The organism is Devosia sp. Root635, from assembly GCF_001427605.1.
Classification (GTDB): domain Bacteria; phylum Pseudomonadota; class Alphaproteobacteria; order Rhizobiales; family Devosiaceae; genus Devosia.
Map to the genome: position 1 here is coordinate 255,686 of NZ_LMGZ01000019.1, position 15,702 is coordinate 271,387.

Annotated in this window: 18 protein-coding genes; 15 read left to right on the plus strand and 3 right to left on the minus strand. The window is 65.0% G+C overall.

Annotated elements, in window-relative coordinates; all coding sequences use genetic code 11:
- Positions 1–8: 8 nt before the first annotated feature.
- The 15 genes from rpmA (at position 9) to ASD80_RS12535 (ending at position 12,723) form a co-directional block, all read left to right on the plus strand.
- Positions 9–275 (plus strand): 50S ribosomal protein L27, encoded by a 267-nt coding sequence (gene rpmA / locus ASD80_RS12465; RefSeq protein WP_056233257.1) that lies wholly within the window; start codon positions 9–11, stop codon positions 273–275.
- Positions 276–400: 125 nt separating this feature from the next.
- On the plus strand, positions 401–928 hold the full coding sequence (locus ASD80_RS12470; protein ID WP_056233258.1) for a GNAT family N-acetyltransferase: 528 nt from the start codon (positions 401–403) through the stop codon (positions 926–928).
- A complete protein-coding gene (locus ASD80_RS12475) occupies positions 925–1,443 on the plus strand; it encodes a GNAT family N-acetyltransferase (RefSeq protein WP_056233260.1) in 519 nt (172 codons plus the stop codon). The genes ASD80_RS12470 and ASD80_RS12475 overlap by 4 nt, the downstream gene beginning before the upstream one ends.
- Positions 1,440–1,976, plus strand: coding sequence for a GNAT family N-acetyltransferase (locus ASD80_RS12480; RefSeq protein WP_056233262.1), 537 nt, complete (start codon positions 1,440–1,442; stop codon positions 1,974–1,976). Before ASD80_RS12475 ends, ASD80_RS12480 begins: the two co-directional genes overlap by 4 nt.
- A complete protein-coding gene (obgE, locus tag ASD80_RS12485) occupies positions 1,973–3,016 on the plus strand; it encodes a GTPase ObgE (protein WP_056233264.1) in 1,044 nt (347 codons plus the stop codon). Before ASD80_RS12480 ends, obgE begins: the two co-directional genes overlap by 4 nt.
- A 172-nt stretch (positions 3,017–3,188) precedes the next feature.
- A complete protein-coding gene (gene proB, locus ASD80_RS12490) occupies positions 3,189–4,328 on the plus strand; it encodes a glutamate 5-kinase (protein ID WP_056233266.1) in 1,140 nt (379 codons plus the stop codon).
- Positions 4,315–5,595 carry a glutamate-5-semialdehyde dehydrogenase gene (locus ASD80_RS12495; RefSeq protein WP_056233268.1) on the plus strand — a complete coding sequence of 427 codons (1,281 nt, stop codon included), beginning with the start codon at positions 4,315–4,317 and terminating at the stop codon, positions 5,593–5,595. The genes proB and ASD80_RS12495 overlap by 14 nt, the downstream gene beginning before the upstream one ends.
- A gap of 6 nt (positions 5,596–5,601) precedes the next feature.
- Positions 5,602–6,243 carry a nicotinate-nucleotide adenylyltransferase gene (locus ASD80_RS12500; protein WP_056233270.1) on the plus strand — a complete coding sequence of 214 codons (642 nt, stop codon included), beginning with the start codon at positions 5,602–5,604 and terminating at the stop codon, positions 6,241–6,243.
- 178 nt (positions 6,244–6,421) lie between these two features.
- Positions 6,422–6,814 carry a ribosome silencing factor gene (rsfS, locus tag ASD80_RS12505; protein WP_056233273.1) on the plus strand — a complete coding sequence of 131 codons (393 nt, stop codon included), beginning with the start codon at positions 6,422–6,424 and terminating at the stop codon, positions 6,812–6,814.
- 9 nt (positions 6,815–6,823) lie between these two features.
- Positions 6,824–7,306: a 23S rRNA (pseudouridine(1915)-N(3))-methyltransferase RlmH gene (rlmH, locus tag ASD80_RS12510; protein WP_056233275.1), complete on the plus strand. Its 483-nt coding sequence runs from the start codon at positions 6,824–6,826 to the stop codon at positions 7,304–7,306.
- A 107-nt stretch (positions 7,307–7,413) separates the two neighbouring features.
- Complete coding sequence (locus ASD80_RS12515) at positions 7,414–8,823, plus strand: murein hydrolase activator EnvC family protein (protein WP_056233277.1); 1,410 nt, start codon at positions 7,414–7,416, stop codon at positions 8,821–8,823.
- Positions 8,824–8,830: 7 nt separating this feature from the next.
- Positions 8,831–10,267, plus strand: a complete 1,437-nt coding sequence (locus ASD80_RS12520) for a S41 family peptidase (RefSeq protein ID WP_056233278.1) — start codon at positions 8,831–8,833, stop codon at positions 10,265–10,267.
- Positions 10,268–10,357: 90 nt separating this feature from the next.
- On the plus strand, positions 10,358–11,485 hold the full coding sequence (locus ASD80_RS12525; protein ID WP_056233281.1) for a divergent polysaccharide deacetylase family protein: 1,128 nt from the start codon (positions 10,358–10,360) through the stop codon (positions 11,483–11,485).
- 9 nt (positions 11,486–11,494) lie between these two features.
- Positions 11,495–12,031 (plus strand): RNA pyrophosphohydrolase, encoded by a 537-nt coding sequence (locus ASD80_RS12530; RefSeq protein WP_056233283.1) that lies wholly within the window; start codon positions 11,495–11,497, stop codon positions 12,029–12,031.
- A 5-nt stretch (positions 12,032–12,036) separates the two neighbouring features.
- Positions 12,037–12,723 carry an aspartate/glutamate racemase family protein gene (locus ASD80_RS12535; RefSeq protein ID WP_056233286.1) on the plus strand — a complete coding sequence of 229 codons (687 nt, stop codon included), beginning with the start codon at positions 12,037–12,039 and terminating at the stop codon, positions 12,721–12,723.
- A gap of 125 nt (positions 12,724–12,848) precedes the next feature.
- Here ASD80_RS12535 and ASD80_RS12540 read toward each other — a convergent pair whose 3' ends face one another.
- The 3 genes from ASD80_RS12540 to ASD80_RS12550 form a co-directional block, all read right to left on the minus strand.
- Positions 12,849–13,271, minus strand: coding sequence for a F0F1 ATP synthase subunit epsilon (locus tag ASD80_RS12540; RefSeq protein WP_056233288.1), 423 nt, complete (start codon positions 13,269–13,271; stop codon positions 12,849–12,851).
- Positions 13,272–13,358: 87 nt separating this feature from the next.
- The gene (gene atpD, locus ASD80_RS12545) at positions 13,359–14,798 is read right to left on the minus strand and encodes a F0F1 ATP synthase subunit beta (RefSeq protein WP_056233290.1); all 1,440 of its coding nucleotides are present in this window, start codon (positions 14,796–14,798) and stop codon (positions 13,359–13,361) included.
- A 15-nt stretch (positions 14,799–14,813) separates the two neighbouring features.
- Complete coding sequence (locus ASD80_RS12550; RefSeq protein ID WP_056233292.1) at positions 14,814–15,701, minus strand: F0F1 ATP synthase subunit gamma; 888 nt, start codon at positions 15,699–15,701, stop codon at positions 14,814–14,816.
- Position 15,702 lies beyond the last annotated feature (1 nt).

Sequence of the window (15,702 nt, forward strand, 5' to 3'; positions counted from 1 at the left end):
CCGGAACCATGGCACACAAAAAAGCAGGCGGTTCATCCCGCAACGGTCGTGATACCGCTGGCCGTCGTCTCGGCGTGAAGAAGTTCGGTGGCGAAGCGGTCATCGGCGGCAACATCATCATCCGCCAGCGCGGCACCAAGTGGCACCCCGGCACCGGCGTCGGCCTGGGCAAGGACCACACCATCTATGCACTCGTCGACGGCAAGGTCGCGTTCCGAACCCGTGCGAATTCGCAGGTTTTCGTTTCCGTCATCCCGGCAGAGGCCGCCGAATAACCCGGCAGGTCGATCGAACCCAGCCGGTGACCAGTTCCCCGGCTCGCGTGTTCTGACAATGCGAGATTGATCAAGGGGAACCGGTCCGCCGGTTCCCCTTTTCGCATTCTCACGCAGAGCTCGACATGGACAGCATCAAGGATCGCCTCCCCGCAACGATCACCACCGACCGCCTGGTGCTGACCACCCCTGCCCTGGCGCATGTGCCGGAAATGGCGGTATTGGCCAATAACAAGGTCATCTACCAGGTGCTGGCGCGCTTGCCCCATCCTTATGCGGAAAGCGATGGCGTGTTCTTTGTCGAAACCATCGCGCGCGGCGAGACGGAGTTTGCCTGGTCGATCCTGCGCGACGGGCGCTATCTCGGCACGATCGGCCTGCATCTGCTGCCCGGTCAACTGCCCGAACTCGGCTATTGGCTGGGCGAACCTCATTGGGGTCAGGGTTATGCCACCGAGGCGGCGCGCGCAGTGGTCGGCGCGGCACAGGCCGCCGGTTGCCCGGCTTTGCGCTCGCGCGCCTTGCTGAGCAATACCGGCTCGCGCAATGTGCTGGCCAAGGCCGGTTTCGTCGAGATCGGCGAAACAGTGGACGAGGCCGGCACGCTGGCCGGGCGGCGGGTGATGCAGATGCGGCTGGACTTCGACAGATGACGCCCCTGGAGACTCAAAGGCTGATCCTGCGGGAGCCGACGCTCGACGATGCCCCCCGCTATGCGCTCGGCATCGGCGAATATGAGGTGGCCCGGTTCCTGACGCCCCTGCCCTATCCCTATACGCTCGCCATGGCCGTCGACTGGTTGCGCCAGGCGCGACCGGCGACCCCGGCGCGCTCGATCCTGGTCATCGACCTGCCGGGAAAGGGCGTCATCGGCTGCGTATCGCTGCTCGACGAACTGGGCTTCTGGATCGCCCGGCCGCACTGGAACCGCGGTTATGTGACCGAAGCGGCCACGGCGCTGCTCGACTGGCACTTTGCCGGCAGCGATGCGGGAGCCGTGACCTCGAGCGCCCATCACGACAATGCCGCCTCGCTGGCCGTGCAGCGCAAGCTCGGCTTCCGGCCCACCGGCCGCGAGATGCGCTTCAGCCAGACGCTGCAGCACAATGTGGACCATGTGATGACACGCTTGAGCCGGCAGGACTGGCAGGAGCGAGGTGCCGCATGAACGTAACGCTGCGCACCCCCCGCTTCATCCTGCGCCAGCCGCAGGTCGGCGACGCCGAAGCCATCGCCCGCTACCTCAACGATTTCGAAGTGGCCGGCAACCTGGCGCGGGTGCCTTTTCCCTATCGCCTGAGCGATGCCCGGGCGTGGCTGCGCACGAGGCGACCGGGCCTGCCGCCCGAGGAAATCAATTTCGCCATCGACCTGCCGGGCGAGGGTCTTGTCGGCCAGGTGGGCTTTCATCGCGGGCCGCTCGGCCCCGTCATCGGCTACTGGCTCGGGCGGCCATATTGGGGCCGGCAGATCATGACCGAGGCGGTGACGGCCAGCCTCGACTGGCTGTTCTCGGTCTCGACGGCGCCGGCGATCCATTCCGGCGTATTCCATTTCAATGCGGCTTCGCTGGCCATTCAGACCAAGCTCGGATTTACCCAGACTGGGCGCTCAACCCTGCTCTGCCTTGCGCGCGAGGCCGAGGTAGAGCATATCGACACAATCATGACGCGCAGCGTCTGGAAGGCCAGAAGCAAATGAAATTCCTCGACCAGGCCAAGGTCTATATCCGTTCGGGCGATGGCGGCGGCGGCGCCGTCTCCTTCCTGCGCGAGAAATTCGTCGAATTCGGCGGCCCCAATGGCGGCAATGGCGGGCGCGGCGGCGACGTGGTGCTCGAATGCGTCGACGGGCTCAATACGCTGATCGACTATCGCTACCAGCAGCATTTCAAGGCCAAGACCGGCACCCACGGCATGGGCAAGCAGCGCACCGGGGCCGATGGCGCCGACGTGGTTTTGCGCGTGCCGGTCGGCACCCAGGTTTTCGAGGACGACAACGAGACCCTGATCGCCGACATGACCGAAGTGGGCCAGCGCCTCGTGCTGCTATCGGGCGGCAATGGCGGCTTCGGCAATGCCCATTTCAAGACCAGCTCCAACCAGGCGCCGCGCCACGCCAATCCGGGCCAGGTGGGTACGGAAAAATGGGTCTGGCTGCGGCTCAAGCTCATTGCCGATGCCGGCCTTGTCGGCCTGCCCAATGCCGGCAAGTCGACCTTTCTCGCCGCCGTCTCGGCCGCCAAGCCCAAGATCGCCGACTATCCCTTCACCACGCTCCACCCCAATCTGGGCGTGGTCTCCATTGGTGAGCGCGATTTCGTGCTGGCCGATATTCCCGGCCTCATCGAGGGCGCCAGCGAAGGCGCCGGCATCGGCGACCGGTTCCTTGGCCATGTCGAGCGCTGCGGCGTGCTGATCCACCTGATCGATGGCACGCAGGACGATGTGAAGCTGGCCTACCAGACCATCCGGTCCGAACTGGCCGCCTATGACGAGCGACTGGCGGAAAAGCCCGAACTCGTGGTGCTGAACAAGATCGACGCCATCGATCCGGACGCGCTCAAGGAAAAGCTCAAAGTGCTGAAGAAAGCCAGCAAGGCCGATGTGCTGCTGGTTTCCGGCGTCACCGGCAAAGGCGTCGACCAGGTGCTCTATGGCGTGATCGAGACACTGGACGCGGAAAAGGCCGCCAAGCTGGAAGCCGCGCGGCGGAAGGTCGAGCCGAATTGGGCGCCGTGACGATGGGATACGCGCTCTTCACCTCTCCCTTTGGGGGAGAGGTCGGCGCGCAGCGCCGGGTGAGGGGGCCTTCCCCCCGCATCGCATCAAGAAAAGGCCCCCTCACCCGCCTTGCTTCGCAAGTCGACCCCTCCCCCAAAGGGAGAGGTGACCAGACCGAGTTTTCCGCCCCATGAACGCCCTCGCGCCCTATAAGCGCCTGACCATCAAGATCGGCTCTGCGCTGCTCGTCGACAAGGCGGGCGGATTGCGCGCCGCCTGGCTGGCCGACCTCGCCGCCGATATCGCCGCGCTCAAGGCCGAGAAGCGCGACGTGGTCATCGTCTCATCCGGCGCCATCGCGCTGGGCCGGGGCCTGCTGGGTCTATCGGCCGTGGCGCTGACGCTGGAGCAGAGCCAGGCCGCCGCCAGCGCCGGGCAGATTGCCCTGAGCCAGGCCTGGGCCGAGGCACTAGGCCGGCACGGCATCGTCACCGGGCAAATCCTCATCACGCCCAACATTACCGAAGAGCGCCGCTACTATCTCAATGCGCGCACCACCATCGCCACCTTGCTTGGGCTGGGCGCCATTCCGATCATCAACGAGAATGACAGCGTCGCCACCGCCGAAATCCGCTATGGCGACAATGACCGCCTCTCGGCCCGTGTCGCCACCATGATCGAGGCCGACTGCCTGGTGCTGCTCTCCGACGTGGATGGGCTCTATACGGCGCCTCCCGCCAAAGACCCCGATGCCGAACACCTGCCTGAAATAAAGGTCATCACGCCTTCTATCGAGGCCATGGCGGGCGGCGCGGCGAGCCACCTGTCGCGCGGCGGCATGACCACCAAGGTCGAGGCCGGCAAGATCGCGACGCAGGCCGGCACCGCCATGATCATTGCAAAGGGCACCGAGAACCATCCGCTCAAGGCGCTGACCGAAGGCGCGCGCCACACCCTGTTCCACGCCGCCCAGAGCCGGGCACAGGCGCGCAAGCGCTGGATCATGGGCACGCTGGCCGTATCAGGCACGCTGACGGTCGATGCCGGCGCGGCGCGGGCGCTGCTGACCGGCAAGTCGCTGCTGCCGATCGGGGTCACGAAAGTCACCGGCGCCTTCGAACGCGGCGATACCGTGGCCGTACTCAATCCCGATGGCATGGAAATCGCCCGTGGCCTGGCCGGATTCGACAGCGATGATGCACGACTGGTCATCGGCAAGCGCAGCGATGCGGTGATCGAACTGCTCGGCTCAGGCAATCGCGGGGCCATGGTGCATCGCGATAACCTGGTGCTAGTGGGCGCCAAGGAGGACAGCAATGAGCTTGGCTGAAGCCGAAAGGCCCGTCACCGAAGTCATGGCCGAAATCGGCCGCAACGCCCGTATCGGCGCCAGGGCGCTGGCCATCGCCTCGCCCGAGCAGAAGCAACGGGCGCTGGCCGTTGCCGCCGGCGCCATCAACGCGCATCGCAAGGCCATTCTCGCTGCCAACGCCAAAGACATGGAAGCCGCCCAGGCCAAGGGCATTTCGAAGGCCTTTCTCGATCGCCTGCTGCTGACCGATGCCCGTATCGACGGCATCGTCGAGGCGGTGAAGACCATCGCCGACCTGCCCGACCCCATCGGCGCCACCATCGCCGAATGGGACCGGCCCAATGGCCTGCATATCGAGCGCGTCCGCACGCCACTCGGTGTCATCGGCGTGATCTTCGAAAGCCGCCCCAACGTGACGGCCGATGCCGGCGCACTCTGCATCAAGTCGGGCAATGCCGTGATCCTGCGCGGCGGCAGCGACAGTTTCCATTCGAGCCACGCCATCGTCGACTGCATGCTCGATGGCCTGCATGCCGCCGGCCTGCCGGTGGAATGCCTGCAGCTTGTGCCCACCACCGACCGCGCCGCCGTGGGCGAAATGCTCAAGGGTCTGGACGGCAATATCGACGTCATCGTGCCGCGCGGCGGCAAGACGCTGGTGGCCCGCGTGCAGGACGAGGCCCGCGTGCCGGTTTTCGCCCATCTCGAAGGGCTGGTGCATGTCTATATCGACAAGTCGGCCGATCTCGAAAAGGCGGTCAGCGTCACCCTCAACGCCAAGATGCGCCGCACCGGCATCTGTGGCGCCGCCGAAACGCTGCTGGTCCACAAGGATGTGGTCGCGACCCATCTCGGGCCCATCATCGAAGCGCTCATCGCCAAGGGCTGCGAAATCCGCGGCGATGCCCAGGTCATGGCCCTGATTCCTGCGGCCAAGCCAGCCACCGAGGAAGACTGGCGCACCGAATATGAGGACGCCATCATCTCGGTGAAGGTGGTGGACGATGTTGCGGCCGCCATCGCTCATATCGAGCACTATTCGAGCCACCACACCGAAGCGATCATCAGCGAAGACCTCGCCGCGGTCGAAAAATTCTTCAACGAAGTCGACTCGGCGATCCTGCTGCACAATGCCTCGACCCAGTTCGCCGATGGCGGCGAATTCGGCTTTGGCGGCGAGATCGGCATCGCCACCGGCAAGATGCATGCGCGCGGGCCGGTCGGCGTCGAGCAGCTCACCAGCTTCAAATACCGCATCCGCGGCAATGGCCAGACGAGACCCTGACCCCTCTTGACCCTGCGCCATCCCATCCGCATTCCCGGAATTACCGAACTGCCCCCATCCGGCAGCTTCATGCGCATCGGCCTGTTCGGCGGCAGCTTCAATCCCATCCACGAGGGGCACCGCCTCGTCATCGAGGAAACCCTGCGCCGGTTGGAGCTGGACGCGCTCTGGGTGCTGGTGACGCCGGGCAACCCGCTCAAGAACCACAATGACCTGGCGCCACTGGCCGAGCGTGTGCTGGCCGCGCGGCAACTGCTCGATCATCCCAAGGTCCGCGTCACCGGCTTCGAGGCGGCGCATGGCTTCACCTATTCCTGGCAGACGATCCGGTTTCTCACCCAGTCCATGCCCGACCGGCGCTTCGTCTGGATCATGGGTGCCGATAACCTTGTGGACTTCAATCGCTGGGAACGCTGGTGCAATATCGCGGCCATGTTGCCCATGGCTGTCTATGTCCGGCCCGGCTCGAGCCGCCGGGCACCGGTCTCGATGGCTGCCAGCTATCTGGCGCGCTGGCGCATCGACGAGGATGACGCCCCTCGCCTCGCCTCGCTGCCGCCACCGGCCTGGGTCTACCTGCATGGCAGGCAATCGCCGCTCTCCTCGTCCGCCATACGGGCAAGGCGGCAACAGATTAAGCCAAAGTGAAGCCCCAATCTTGCGAAACTGTCACGTAAAGCGCATATTGAGATGCGTGATTTTTAGTCACCGGAACAGGAACTGACTGCTTGCCGTTTGCCAAACGCCTGCAACATTCCGATCAACAACCAAGGATGCTGACCCCACGCATGACCCATGCACTGGCATGGGCGGAAGGCCATTGCTGATGGCTGCGCTGCCCGAGAACACCGTCACCAAGCCCGAAGCGCCCGTTGCGGCCCCGGAACGTCCCATGATCGATGTGATCCTCGACTGCCTTGACGATGCCAAGGCCGAGGAAGTCGTGGCCGTGGACATTACCGGCAAGTCGTCGCTGGCCGACCACATGGTCGTCGCCTCCGGCCGTTCGCAGCGCCATGTCGGCGCCGTGGCCGACCAGATGGTCACCGCCCTGCGCGATGCCGGCTACGGCAAGCCGCGCATCGAAGGCCTGCCCCATTGCGATTGGGTCCTGGTCGATGCCGGCGACGTCATCGTCCACATCTTCCGCCCCGAAGTGCGCGAATTCTACAATATCGAGAAGATGTGGCAGGCGGACTTCGCCGCCGACGCCCACTAGCCTACATCGATGCGCATTACGATCGCGGCTGTCGGCCGGATGAAGGCCGGGCCGGAGCGGGAACTGGTCGCCCGCTATCTCGATCGTGCAGCCGGCGGCGGCAAGCCGCTGGCCTTGACCGGTTTCGACGTCATCGAGCTCAATGAATCGCGCGCCTCCTCCTCGGCCAGCCGCAAGGTCGATGAAGCCAAGGCTTTGCGCGCCGCCTTGCCCGAAGGTATCGTCGTGGCGCTGGACGAGCGCGGCAAGTCCATCGGCTCGGAAGCCTTTGCCAGCCAGATGCTGCGCTGGCGCGACGACGGCCGGCCGGCCGTCAGCTTCGTCATCGGCGGCGCCGACGGTATCGACCCCGATTTCGTCAGGTCCGCCGATCTGGTGCTGAGCTTCTCGCCCATGGTCTGGCCGCACCAGCTGGTGCGCATCATGCTGGCCGAACAGCTTTATCGAACAACCACGATCCTCAGCGGGCACCCCTACCATCGGGCCGATTGAATCGCGTTGCCACCACATGGTTAAGCAACGTTAACCTCCGGTTTTCCGGGTGTTTGCTATGGTGCGGTTGATGATTCGGGCGCTGACGCGCGGCGGTTGGAGACGGGATGGCATTCCGGCTGGGCAAGCGATGGGGAAATGTGCTGGCTGGCCTGCTGCTGGCGGGCGCCGTCGGCCTGCCTGTACTGGGACAGGACCAGTCTGAGCCGGCAGCTCCCGAGGCCGCGCCCGTCCAGCCGGAGACCGAGGTTCCCGCCGATATTCCGCTTCGCGGCGCCCTGCCGACGCCCGATGCGGCCAGCTCGCCAGCGGCCGAAGCCCCCGCCCCCACCCCCGCTGATCTTGATGCAGTGGAGGCCTCGCTGACGCTCAGCCAGGAGCGGATCGACGCGCTCAAGGCCGAGATTGCCGAGATGGAGGGCGATCGCACGCGGCAGAATGCGGCGCTGATCGCGGCCGCCCAGCGGGTCAAGCTGGCCGAGATCGAGGTGGCCGATGTCGAGGACCGGCTGTCCAACCTCATCGTCAACGAGCTCGAAGTGCGCGGCCGGCTCGATGGCTCCAATGCCGAAATCGCCAATGTGCTGGCGGCACTGGAGCGCATCACCCTCAATCCGCCACCGGCCCTCATCGTCGACCCCGACGATGCGCTGGGCTCGGCCCGCAGCGCCATTCTCATCGCCGCCATCGTGCCGCAGCTGCGCGCACGCGCCGACGCCGTGACATCGGACCTCAAGGCGCTGACCGACATCAAGGCGCAGGCGCTGGCCGAAGAAGCGACGCTCAAGGCCAACCATTCGGTGCTGGAGGAAGAGCGGCTGCGCATCGCCACGCTGATCGCCGCGCGCAAGCAGGGCATCGAGATGCGTGGCGAGGAACTGGCCGCCGAGGAAGCCGAAGCAGTGGCGCTGGCCGCCCGCGCCACGACGCTGCAAGAGCTGATCGGGAGCCTGTCGGCACGCGCCAATGCCGTCTCGGCCACCGGCCCGGCATCCACCGCGTCCGATCCGGATGCGCCGGTGCTGACTTCAGAGCAAATCCGCGTGGCCCTGGCCAATTCGGCCCGTATCGAACCGGCCATCCCCTTCGCCGCCGCCCGCGGTTACCTGACCATGCCGGCCAATGGCGTCAACGTGGTCGACTATGGCGCCGGCGATGGCTTCGGTGGCATCAGCCACGGCATCTCCGTGGTGACCCGTGCCGAGGCGCAGGTGGTGGCTCCTGCCGATGGTTGGGTGCTTTATAAAGGCCCCTACCTCAATTATGGCCAGATCGTCATTCTCAATACCGGGCAGAACTACACCGCCCTGCTCGCAGGGCTCGAAACCATCACCGTCGACATCGGCCAGTTCGTGCAAATGGGCATGCCGCTGGGCACCATGGGATCACGGACAATTGGGCGCTCGGTAACCACCAGTGCTGGCGCGGCCCAGCCGACCCTCTATATTGAACTCCGACAAAACAACGAGCCCGTCGATCCGACCGGATGGTGGGCAAACCCGACACAGAGTGGATAGAACCCTCATGCGCCTGACACCCCTTCGCGTTGCTGCCATCGTCCTGGCGCTGTCGCTGCCCGCCGGCCTCTTGATCGCCCAGGAGGAGCCGGCACCGGCTCCCGCTCCCGCCGAGGCGCAGGCGCCACCGGCCGAGCCCGCGCCGGCCCCCAGCGGCGAACAACCCGAGCCGACGGCCGAGGAAAATGCCGCGGCGCCGCGCGATCCGCTGGAGATTTATGCCGACCTCAATCTGTTCGGCGAAATCTTCGACCGCATTCGCGCCGAATATGTCGATCCGCCGGACGAGCAGGAACTGATCCGCGCCGCCATCCAGGGCATGCTGACCTCGCTCGACCCCCATTCCGGCTACCTGCCGCCGGCCGATTATGACGACATGCGCGAGGACACTTCGGGTGAGTTCGGAGGCCTGGGCATCGAAGTCACCATGGAAGAAGGCGTCATCAAGGTGGTGTCGCCCATCGACGACACCCCCGCCGCCAAGGCCGGCATCCTGGCCAATGACCTCATCATCGAGCTCGACGGCATCCAGGTGCAGGGCCTGACGCTGGATGAAGCCGTGGCCAAGATGCGCGGACAGATCGGCACTTCGATCAAGGTCACCGTCTTCCGCGAAGGCGTCGACAAGCCGCTCGATTTCGAATTGACTCGTGCCATCATCGCCATGCGTGCCGTGCGCTGGAGCATGGAAGGCGGAACCGAGGAAGGCCAGGGCGACGTCGCCGTGCTGCGCCTGTCCCGCTTCTCAGAACAGGCATTCGTGGGTATCGAAAAGGCGCTCAAGGATATCTATGAGCAACGTGACGGCGTGGCGCCCAAGGGCATCATCCTCGACCTGCGCAACAATCCGGGCGGTCTCGTCGACCAGTCGGTCTATGTCGCCGATGCCTTCCTCAAGCAGGGCGCCGTGGTGCTGACCCGCGGCCGCATCCCCGAGGAAAGCGCCCGTTACGACGCCCAGCCCGATCCGCTCGACGCCATGATCGCCGACGTGCCGCTGGTGGTGCTGATCAATGGCGGCTCGGCCTCGGCCTCCGAAATCGTCGCCGGAGCCCTGCAGGACCACAAGCGCGCCACCCTTGTCGGCACGCGCTCGTTCGGCAAGGGCAGCGTGCAGTCGATCATCTCGCTGGGCCCCGATGGCGCCATGCGGCTGACCACCGCCCGCTACTACACGCCCAATAACCGGTCGATCCAGGCACTTGGCATCACCCCCGATATCGAGATCAAGCAGGTCGTGCCCGCCGAATTCCAGGGTCGCGACGAGATCATCGGCGAAGCGGGCCTGGCCGGCCACATCACCATCGAGGGCCAGGAAGAAACCAGCGTCGGCTCGTCGGTCTATGTGCCGGCCGAAAAGGCCGACGACACCCAGCTCCAATATGCCATCCGCCTGATCGATGGCGCCGAGACCGATCCGGCCTTTCCGGCGGTGGCCGAATAACGGCAGCCGGGCTGCTGTGCTATGAAACCGTGGGGGCGGGGCCGCTGATTCGCTGCCTCGCCCCCGCTGTCCTTGCGGAACTCATGAACGATGGCCAATGACCTGACGACGCCATTGACCGGACGCAAGCGCAAGTCCGGGTCCCAACGTCCGCATCTGCCGGTGGCGCGAACCCTGTTCGCGATCCTGGCGCTGATCGGCGTTGCCTTCGTGCTGCGCCTGGTGCTGACCGACGACCCCAACGGAGGCAGGCCAAGCCAGGAAGTGGCCATCGCCTCGACGCGCAACAGCAATGAAGTAGCCAACCAGGTCAGCACCGGCCCGGTCACCATCACCGCCGATCCCCAGCAATTCCCGGCCGGCAGCTCCATAACCAGCGTGCCCACAGGGACATCCGGCGCCGGTTCCATCGCCGGTCTGCCCGATATTTTCGGCGCCCTGCCCGATCTCAGCGAGGAAACCGGCACCGGCCCCATTCCGCGCATTTCGGCAACCGGGCAGACGCCATTCGCCACCTATGCGCGTCCGGTGGACCCCAGCACGACCAGCGGCATGGCCATGGTCGCCATCATCGTCACCGGCCTGGGGATCAACGAGCAGGGCTCGCTCGACGCCATAGACCAGCTCCCCGACGCCACCACGCTGGCCTTTGCGCCCTATGGCAAGACGCTGACCACCACCGTCGCCGCGGCCCGCTCGGCCGGCCATGAAGTGCTGCTCGAAATTCCGCTCGAACCATTCGATTTCCCGCAGAACGATCCAGGTCCGCAGACCCTGCTGACCGGTGAACCACTGCGGGCGAACCTCGAAAAGCTGTTCTGGCTGATGGCCCGATTCGGCGGCTATGCCGGCGTCATCAACAATATGGGCGCCCGCTTCACCGCCTCGGCCGCCGATTTCTCCCCCATCATGGAAGAACTGGGCGCCCGCGGGCTCGGCTATGTCGATGACGGTTCGTCCAACCGCTCTCTGGCCAGCCAGCTTGCCGCGGGCAACAAGGTGCCCTTCTCGCGCGCCGACCTGGTGATCGACGCCAATCCGTCACGCCAATCCATTCTCGCAGCGCTTGCCAGCCTTGAGGCCAAGGCGCTGGAGAACGGCCACGCAATCGGTATTGTCAGCGCTCTGCCCATATCGGTCTCGGCGATCGCGGAATGGTCGCGGGAGCTCGAGAGCAAGGGCATCGTGCTGGTTCCGGCCAGCGCCCTGATGAAATAGAGAGCCGCCATGCCCGCCCGTCCTGATCGAGATTCCCTGCCCTATCGCGATTGCGTGGGCATTGCCGTGTTCAACCAGGAAGGCGATGTCTTCATCGGCCGGCGCAAGGCAGAGGGCGATCCCGAAAACAATTCCGAATACGGCGCGCCCTGGCAGATGCCGCAGGGTGGCATCGACAAGGGCGAGGACCCGCTGAAGGCTGCGCTACGCGAACTTTACGAGGAAACCAGCATCAGCGCGGTCAGCCTGCTGGCCGAGGCACCGGAATGGATTTACTACGACCTGCCCGATGCAGAACTGGGCATCGCCCTGCGCGGCAAATATCGCGGCCAGCGCCAGCGCTGGTTCGCCTTCGCCTTTACCGGTCGCGATGACGATATCGACGTCCTGGCGCCGGGCGGCGGCAAGCATCCGGCCGAATTCGATGCGTGGCGCTGGGAAAAGCTGAGCCGCATGCCCGCCCTGATCGTGCCGTTCAAGAAACAGGCCTATGAGAAGGTGGTGGAAGCCTTCGCCGATATCCCGCAGCGTTTCCACCTCGGATAGGTCCCATGAAAACCATCGGCCTTATCGGCGGCATGAGCTGGGAATCGACGGCGCATTACTATCGGGTCATCAACCAGGACATGGCGGCGCGGCTGGGGGGCCTCCATTCGGCGCCGCTGATCGTCCATTCGGTGGATTTCGCCCCCATTGCCGACATGCAGGCAGCGGGCGACTGGGACGGCGCCGGACGCCAGTTGGCGGACATTGCCCGCGGCCTCGAAGCGGCTGGCGCCGAGGTCATCGGGCTGGCCACCAATACCATGCATATCGTGGCCGACCACATCACCGGCGCCATCACGGTTCCCTTCGTGCATATCGCAGATCCTACCAGCGATGCGCTGCTCGGGGATAAGTTCGAGACCGTGGGATTGCTGGGAACACGATTCACCATGGAAATGGGCTTTTACCGCGACCGGCTGGCCCAGCGCGGACTGATTGCGCTGATCCCCGAAGTCGACCGGACCAATCTCAACGGCATCATTTACGAGGAATTGTGCCGCGGCATCGTGCGCGAGGAATCGCGGCGCATCTACGTCAATGCCATTGAAAGACTGGCGGCGCGCGGGGCTGAGGCGGTGATTCTGGGCTGCACGGAAATCACCATGCTGATCGACGATTCAGTGAGCCCGCTGCCGGTCTATGACACGACCGAGCTGCATGCCAGGGCCATGGTCAACGCCGCCCTGACCTGAGCGAAAAGCGACCGCACCCCACCTCTTAGCGCTAGCAGACTGTTAGCATCGACGCGCTGAATACGTGAAAAAACCGGCGGCTTTGACAGCCACCGGCCTGATGCAATTGGCGCGGATAAGTGCGTCTAGTGGATGTGGCTGCCATGCAGTTGGCCGGCTTCGATGGCCAGGTTCAGCAGCGCGCTGACCACGTCCTGTGCATAGGATTTTTCTTCCGGCGTCGCGGCGGCGGCCAGTTCGGCTTCGGCCGCCTTGATCTGCGCAGCGAGGTCGGCGTGGTCGAATTCGGCAACCGGCACCGACCGCTCGGCCAGGATGGTCAGGCCATCCGGCGAGACATCGGCAAAGCCGCCCTGGACGAAGAAGATCGCGTCCTGCCCGTTCTGGTTGACCGTGATGAAGCCGGGACGCAGCGTCGTCATGAACGGCGCGTGGTCGTCCATCACGGTGAAATAGCCCTCGCTGCCCGGAACGGTGACCGAGGTCACGACTTCCGACAGCACCAGCCGCTCGGGCGACACGATCTCGATCTTGAGGCCTTCAGCCATGTTTTTGGTCCTTTGGCACTGGAGCCCGGAACTTTTATCCAGGCTCCACTACGAGATAGCACCCGGGCCGTAGCCCGGGCCATTGCGTTAGGCAGCCTGGGCGGCCAGCTTCTGGGCCTTCTTGACGGCGTCTTCGATGGTGCCGACCATGTAGAAGGCGGCTTCCGGCAGGTGATCGTATTCGCCGGCCACCAGGCCCTTGAAGCCCTTGATCGTGTCTTCGAGCTGCACGAACACGCCCGGCGAACCGGTGAACACTTCAGCCACGTCGAAGGGCTGGCTCATGAAGCGCTCGACCTTGCGGGCGCGGGCCACGGTCAGCTTGTCTTCTTCTGACAGTTCGTCCATGCCCAGGATGGCGATGATGTCCTGCAGCGCCTTGTACTTCTGCAGCACTTCCTGCACGCGGCGGGCGACCTCGTAATGCTCCTGACCAACGGTCAGCGGATCGAGAATGCGCGAGTTGGAGGCCAGCGGGTCCACGGCCGGGTAGATGCCCTTTTCCGAGATGGCGCGGTTCAGCACGGTCACGGCGTCGAAGTGGGCGAACGAAGTCGCCGGCGCCGGGTCGGTCAAGTCGTCGGCCGGCACGTACACGGCCTGCACCGAGGTAATGGAACCCTTGTTGGTCGTGGTGATGCGTTCCTGCATCGCGCCCATGTCGGTCGCCAGCGTCGGCTGGTAACCCACGGCGGAGGGGATGCGGCCCAGCAGAGCCGACATTTCGGCGCCAGCCTGGGTGAAGCGGAAGATGTTATCCACGAAGAACAGCACGTCCTGGCCCTGGTCGCGGAAGTTCTCGGCGACGGTGAGGCCGGTGAGAGCAACGCGGGCACGGGCACCGGGGGGCTCGTTCATCTGGCCAAACACCAGGGCGCACTTGGAGCCGGCGGCCGAACCACCATTCTCGTGCGGGTCCTTGTTCACGCCCGATTCGATCATTTCGTGATAGAGGTCGTTGCCTTCGCGGGTGCGTTCACCCACGCCGGCAAACACCGAATAACCACCATGCGCCTTGGCGACGTTGTTGATCAGTTCCTGGATCAGCACGGTCTTGCCCACGCCGGCGCCGCCCATCAGGCCGATCTTGCCACCGCGTGCATAGGGGGCGATCAGGTCCACCACCTTGATGCCGGTGACCAGAACCTGGCTTTCCGGGTTCTGCTCGGCAAAGGCCGGCGCATCCTGGTGGATTTCGCGCTTGGCTTCGCCCGAGATCGGGCCGGCCTCGTCGATCGGCTCGCCGATGACGTTCATGATGCGGCCCAAAGTGGCTTCGCCGACCGGCACCGAGATGGCGCCGCCCAGATCGATCACTTCGGCGCCGCGCACGAGGCCCTCCGTGGTGTCCATGGCGATGGTGCGCACGGCGTTTTCGCCGAGATGCTGCGCCACTTCCAGCACCAGGCGCTGGCCATTATTGGTGGTTTCGAGAGCGTTCAGGATCGCGGGCAGGTGGCCGTCGAACGTGACGTCCACGACAGCACCGATGACCTGCGATACGCGACCGGCCTTTTTCTCTGCCATTTGTTTGTCCTTCGCTTAGAGCGCTTCCGCGCCCGAAATGATTTCGATGAGTTCTTTGGTGATCTGGGCCTGGCGCTGGCGGTTGTAGCTCAGCTGCAGCTGGCCGATCATTTCGCCGGCATTGCGGGTCGCATTATCCATGGCGGACATCTGCGCGCCGTAGAAGGAGGCGGAGTTTTCCAGCAGCGCCTTGAGGATCTGCACCGAGATATTGCGCGGCAGCAGGTCTTCGACGATGGCTTCTTCGCTCGGCTCGTATTCGTAGGGCACCGCCGCAACATCCGCCGCGCCTTCGCCCTCTGCCTTGTCCAGCTTGGCCGGAATCAGCTGCTGGGCAGTCGGCACCTGGCTGATCACGCTGCCGAACTTGGCGAAATAGAGCGTCGCCACGTCGAATTCGCCGGCCTGGAACATGGCCAGCACCTTGTCCGCGACCTGCTGGGCTTGGACGAAGCCGACCTGCTTGATCTCGCGGAAATTGAAGGTGTCGACGATATTGCTCGGATACTGGCGGCGCAGGATGTCGTGGCCCTTGCGGCCCACGGTGAGAATCTTGACCGTCTTGCCCTGGCTCAGGAGCTTGGCGGCATGTTCGCGCGCCAGGCGGGCGATCGAGGAGTTGAAGCCGCCGGCCAGGCCGCGCTCGCCGGTGGCGACCACCAGCAGATGCACCTGGTCCTTGCCCGTGCCGCCAAGCAGCACGGGGGCATTTTCCTGACCGTCATAGACCGCGCCGAGCGCGGTCAGCACCTTGCCCATGCGTTCGGCATAGGGGCGCGCCGCTTCGGCCGCTTCCTGGGCGCGACGGAGCTTGGCCGCCGCGACCATCTGCATGGCCTTGGTGATCTTCTGGGTCGATTTGACCGAGTCGATCCGGTTCTTGAGGTCCTTTAGCGAAGCCATG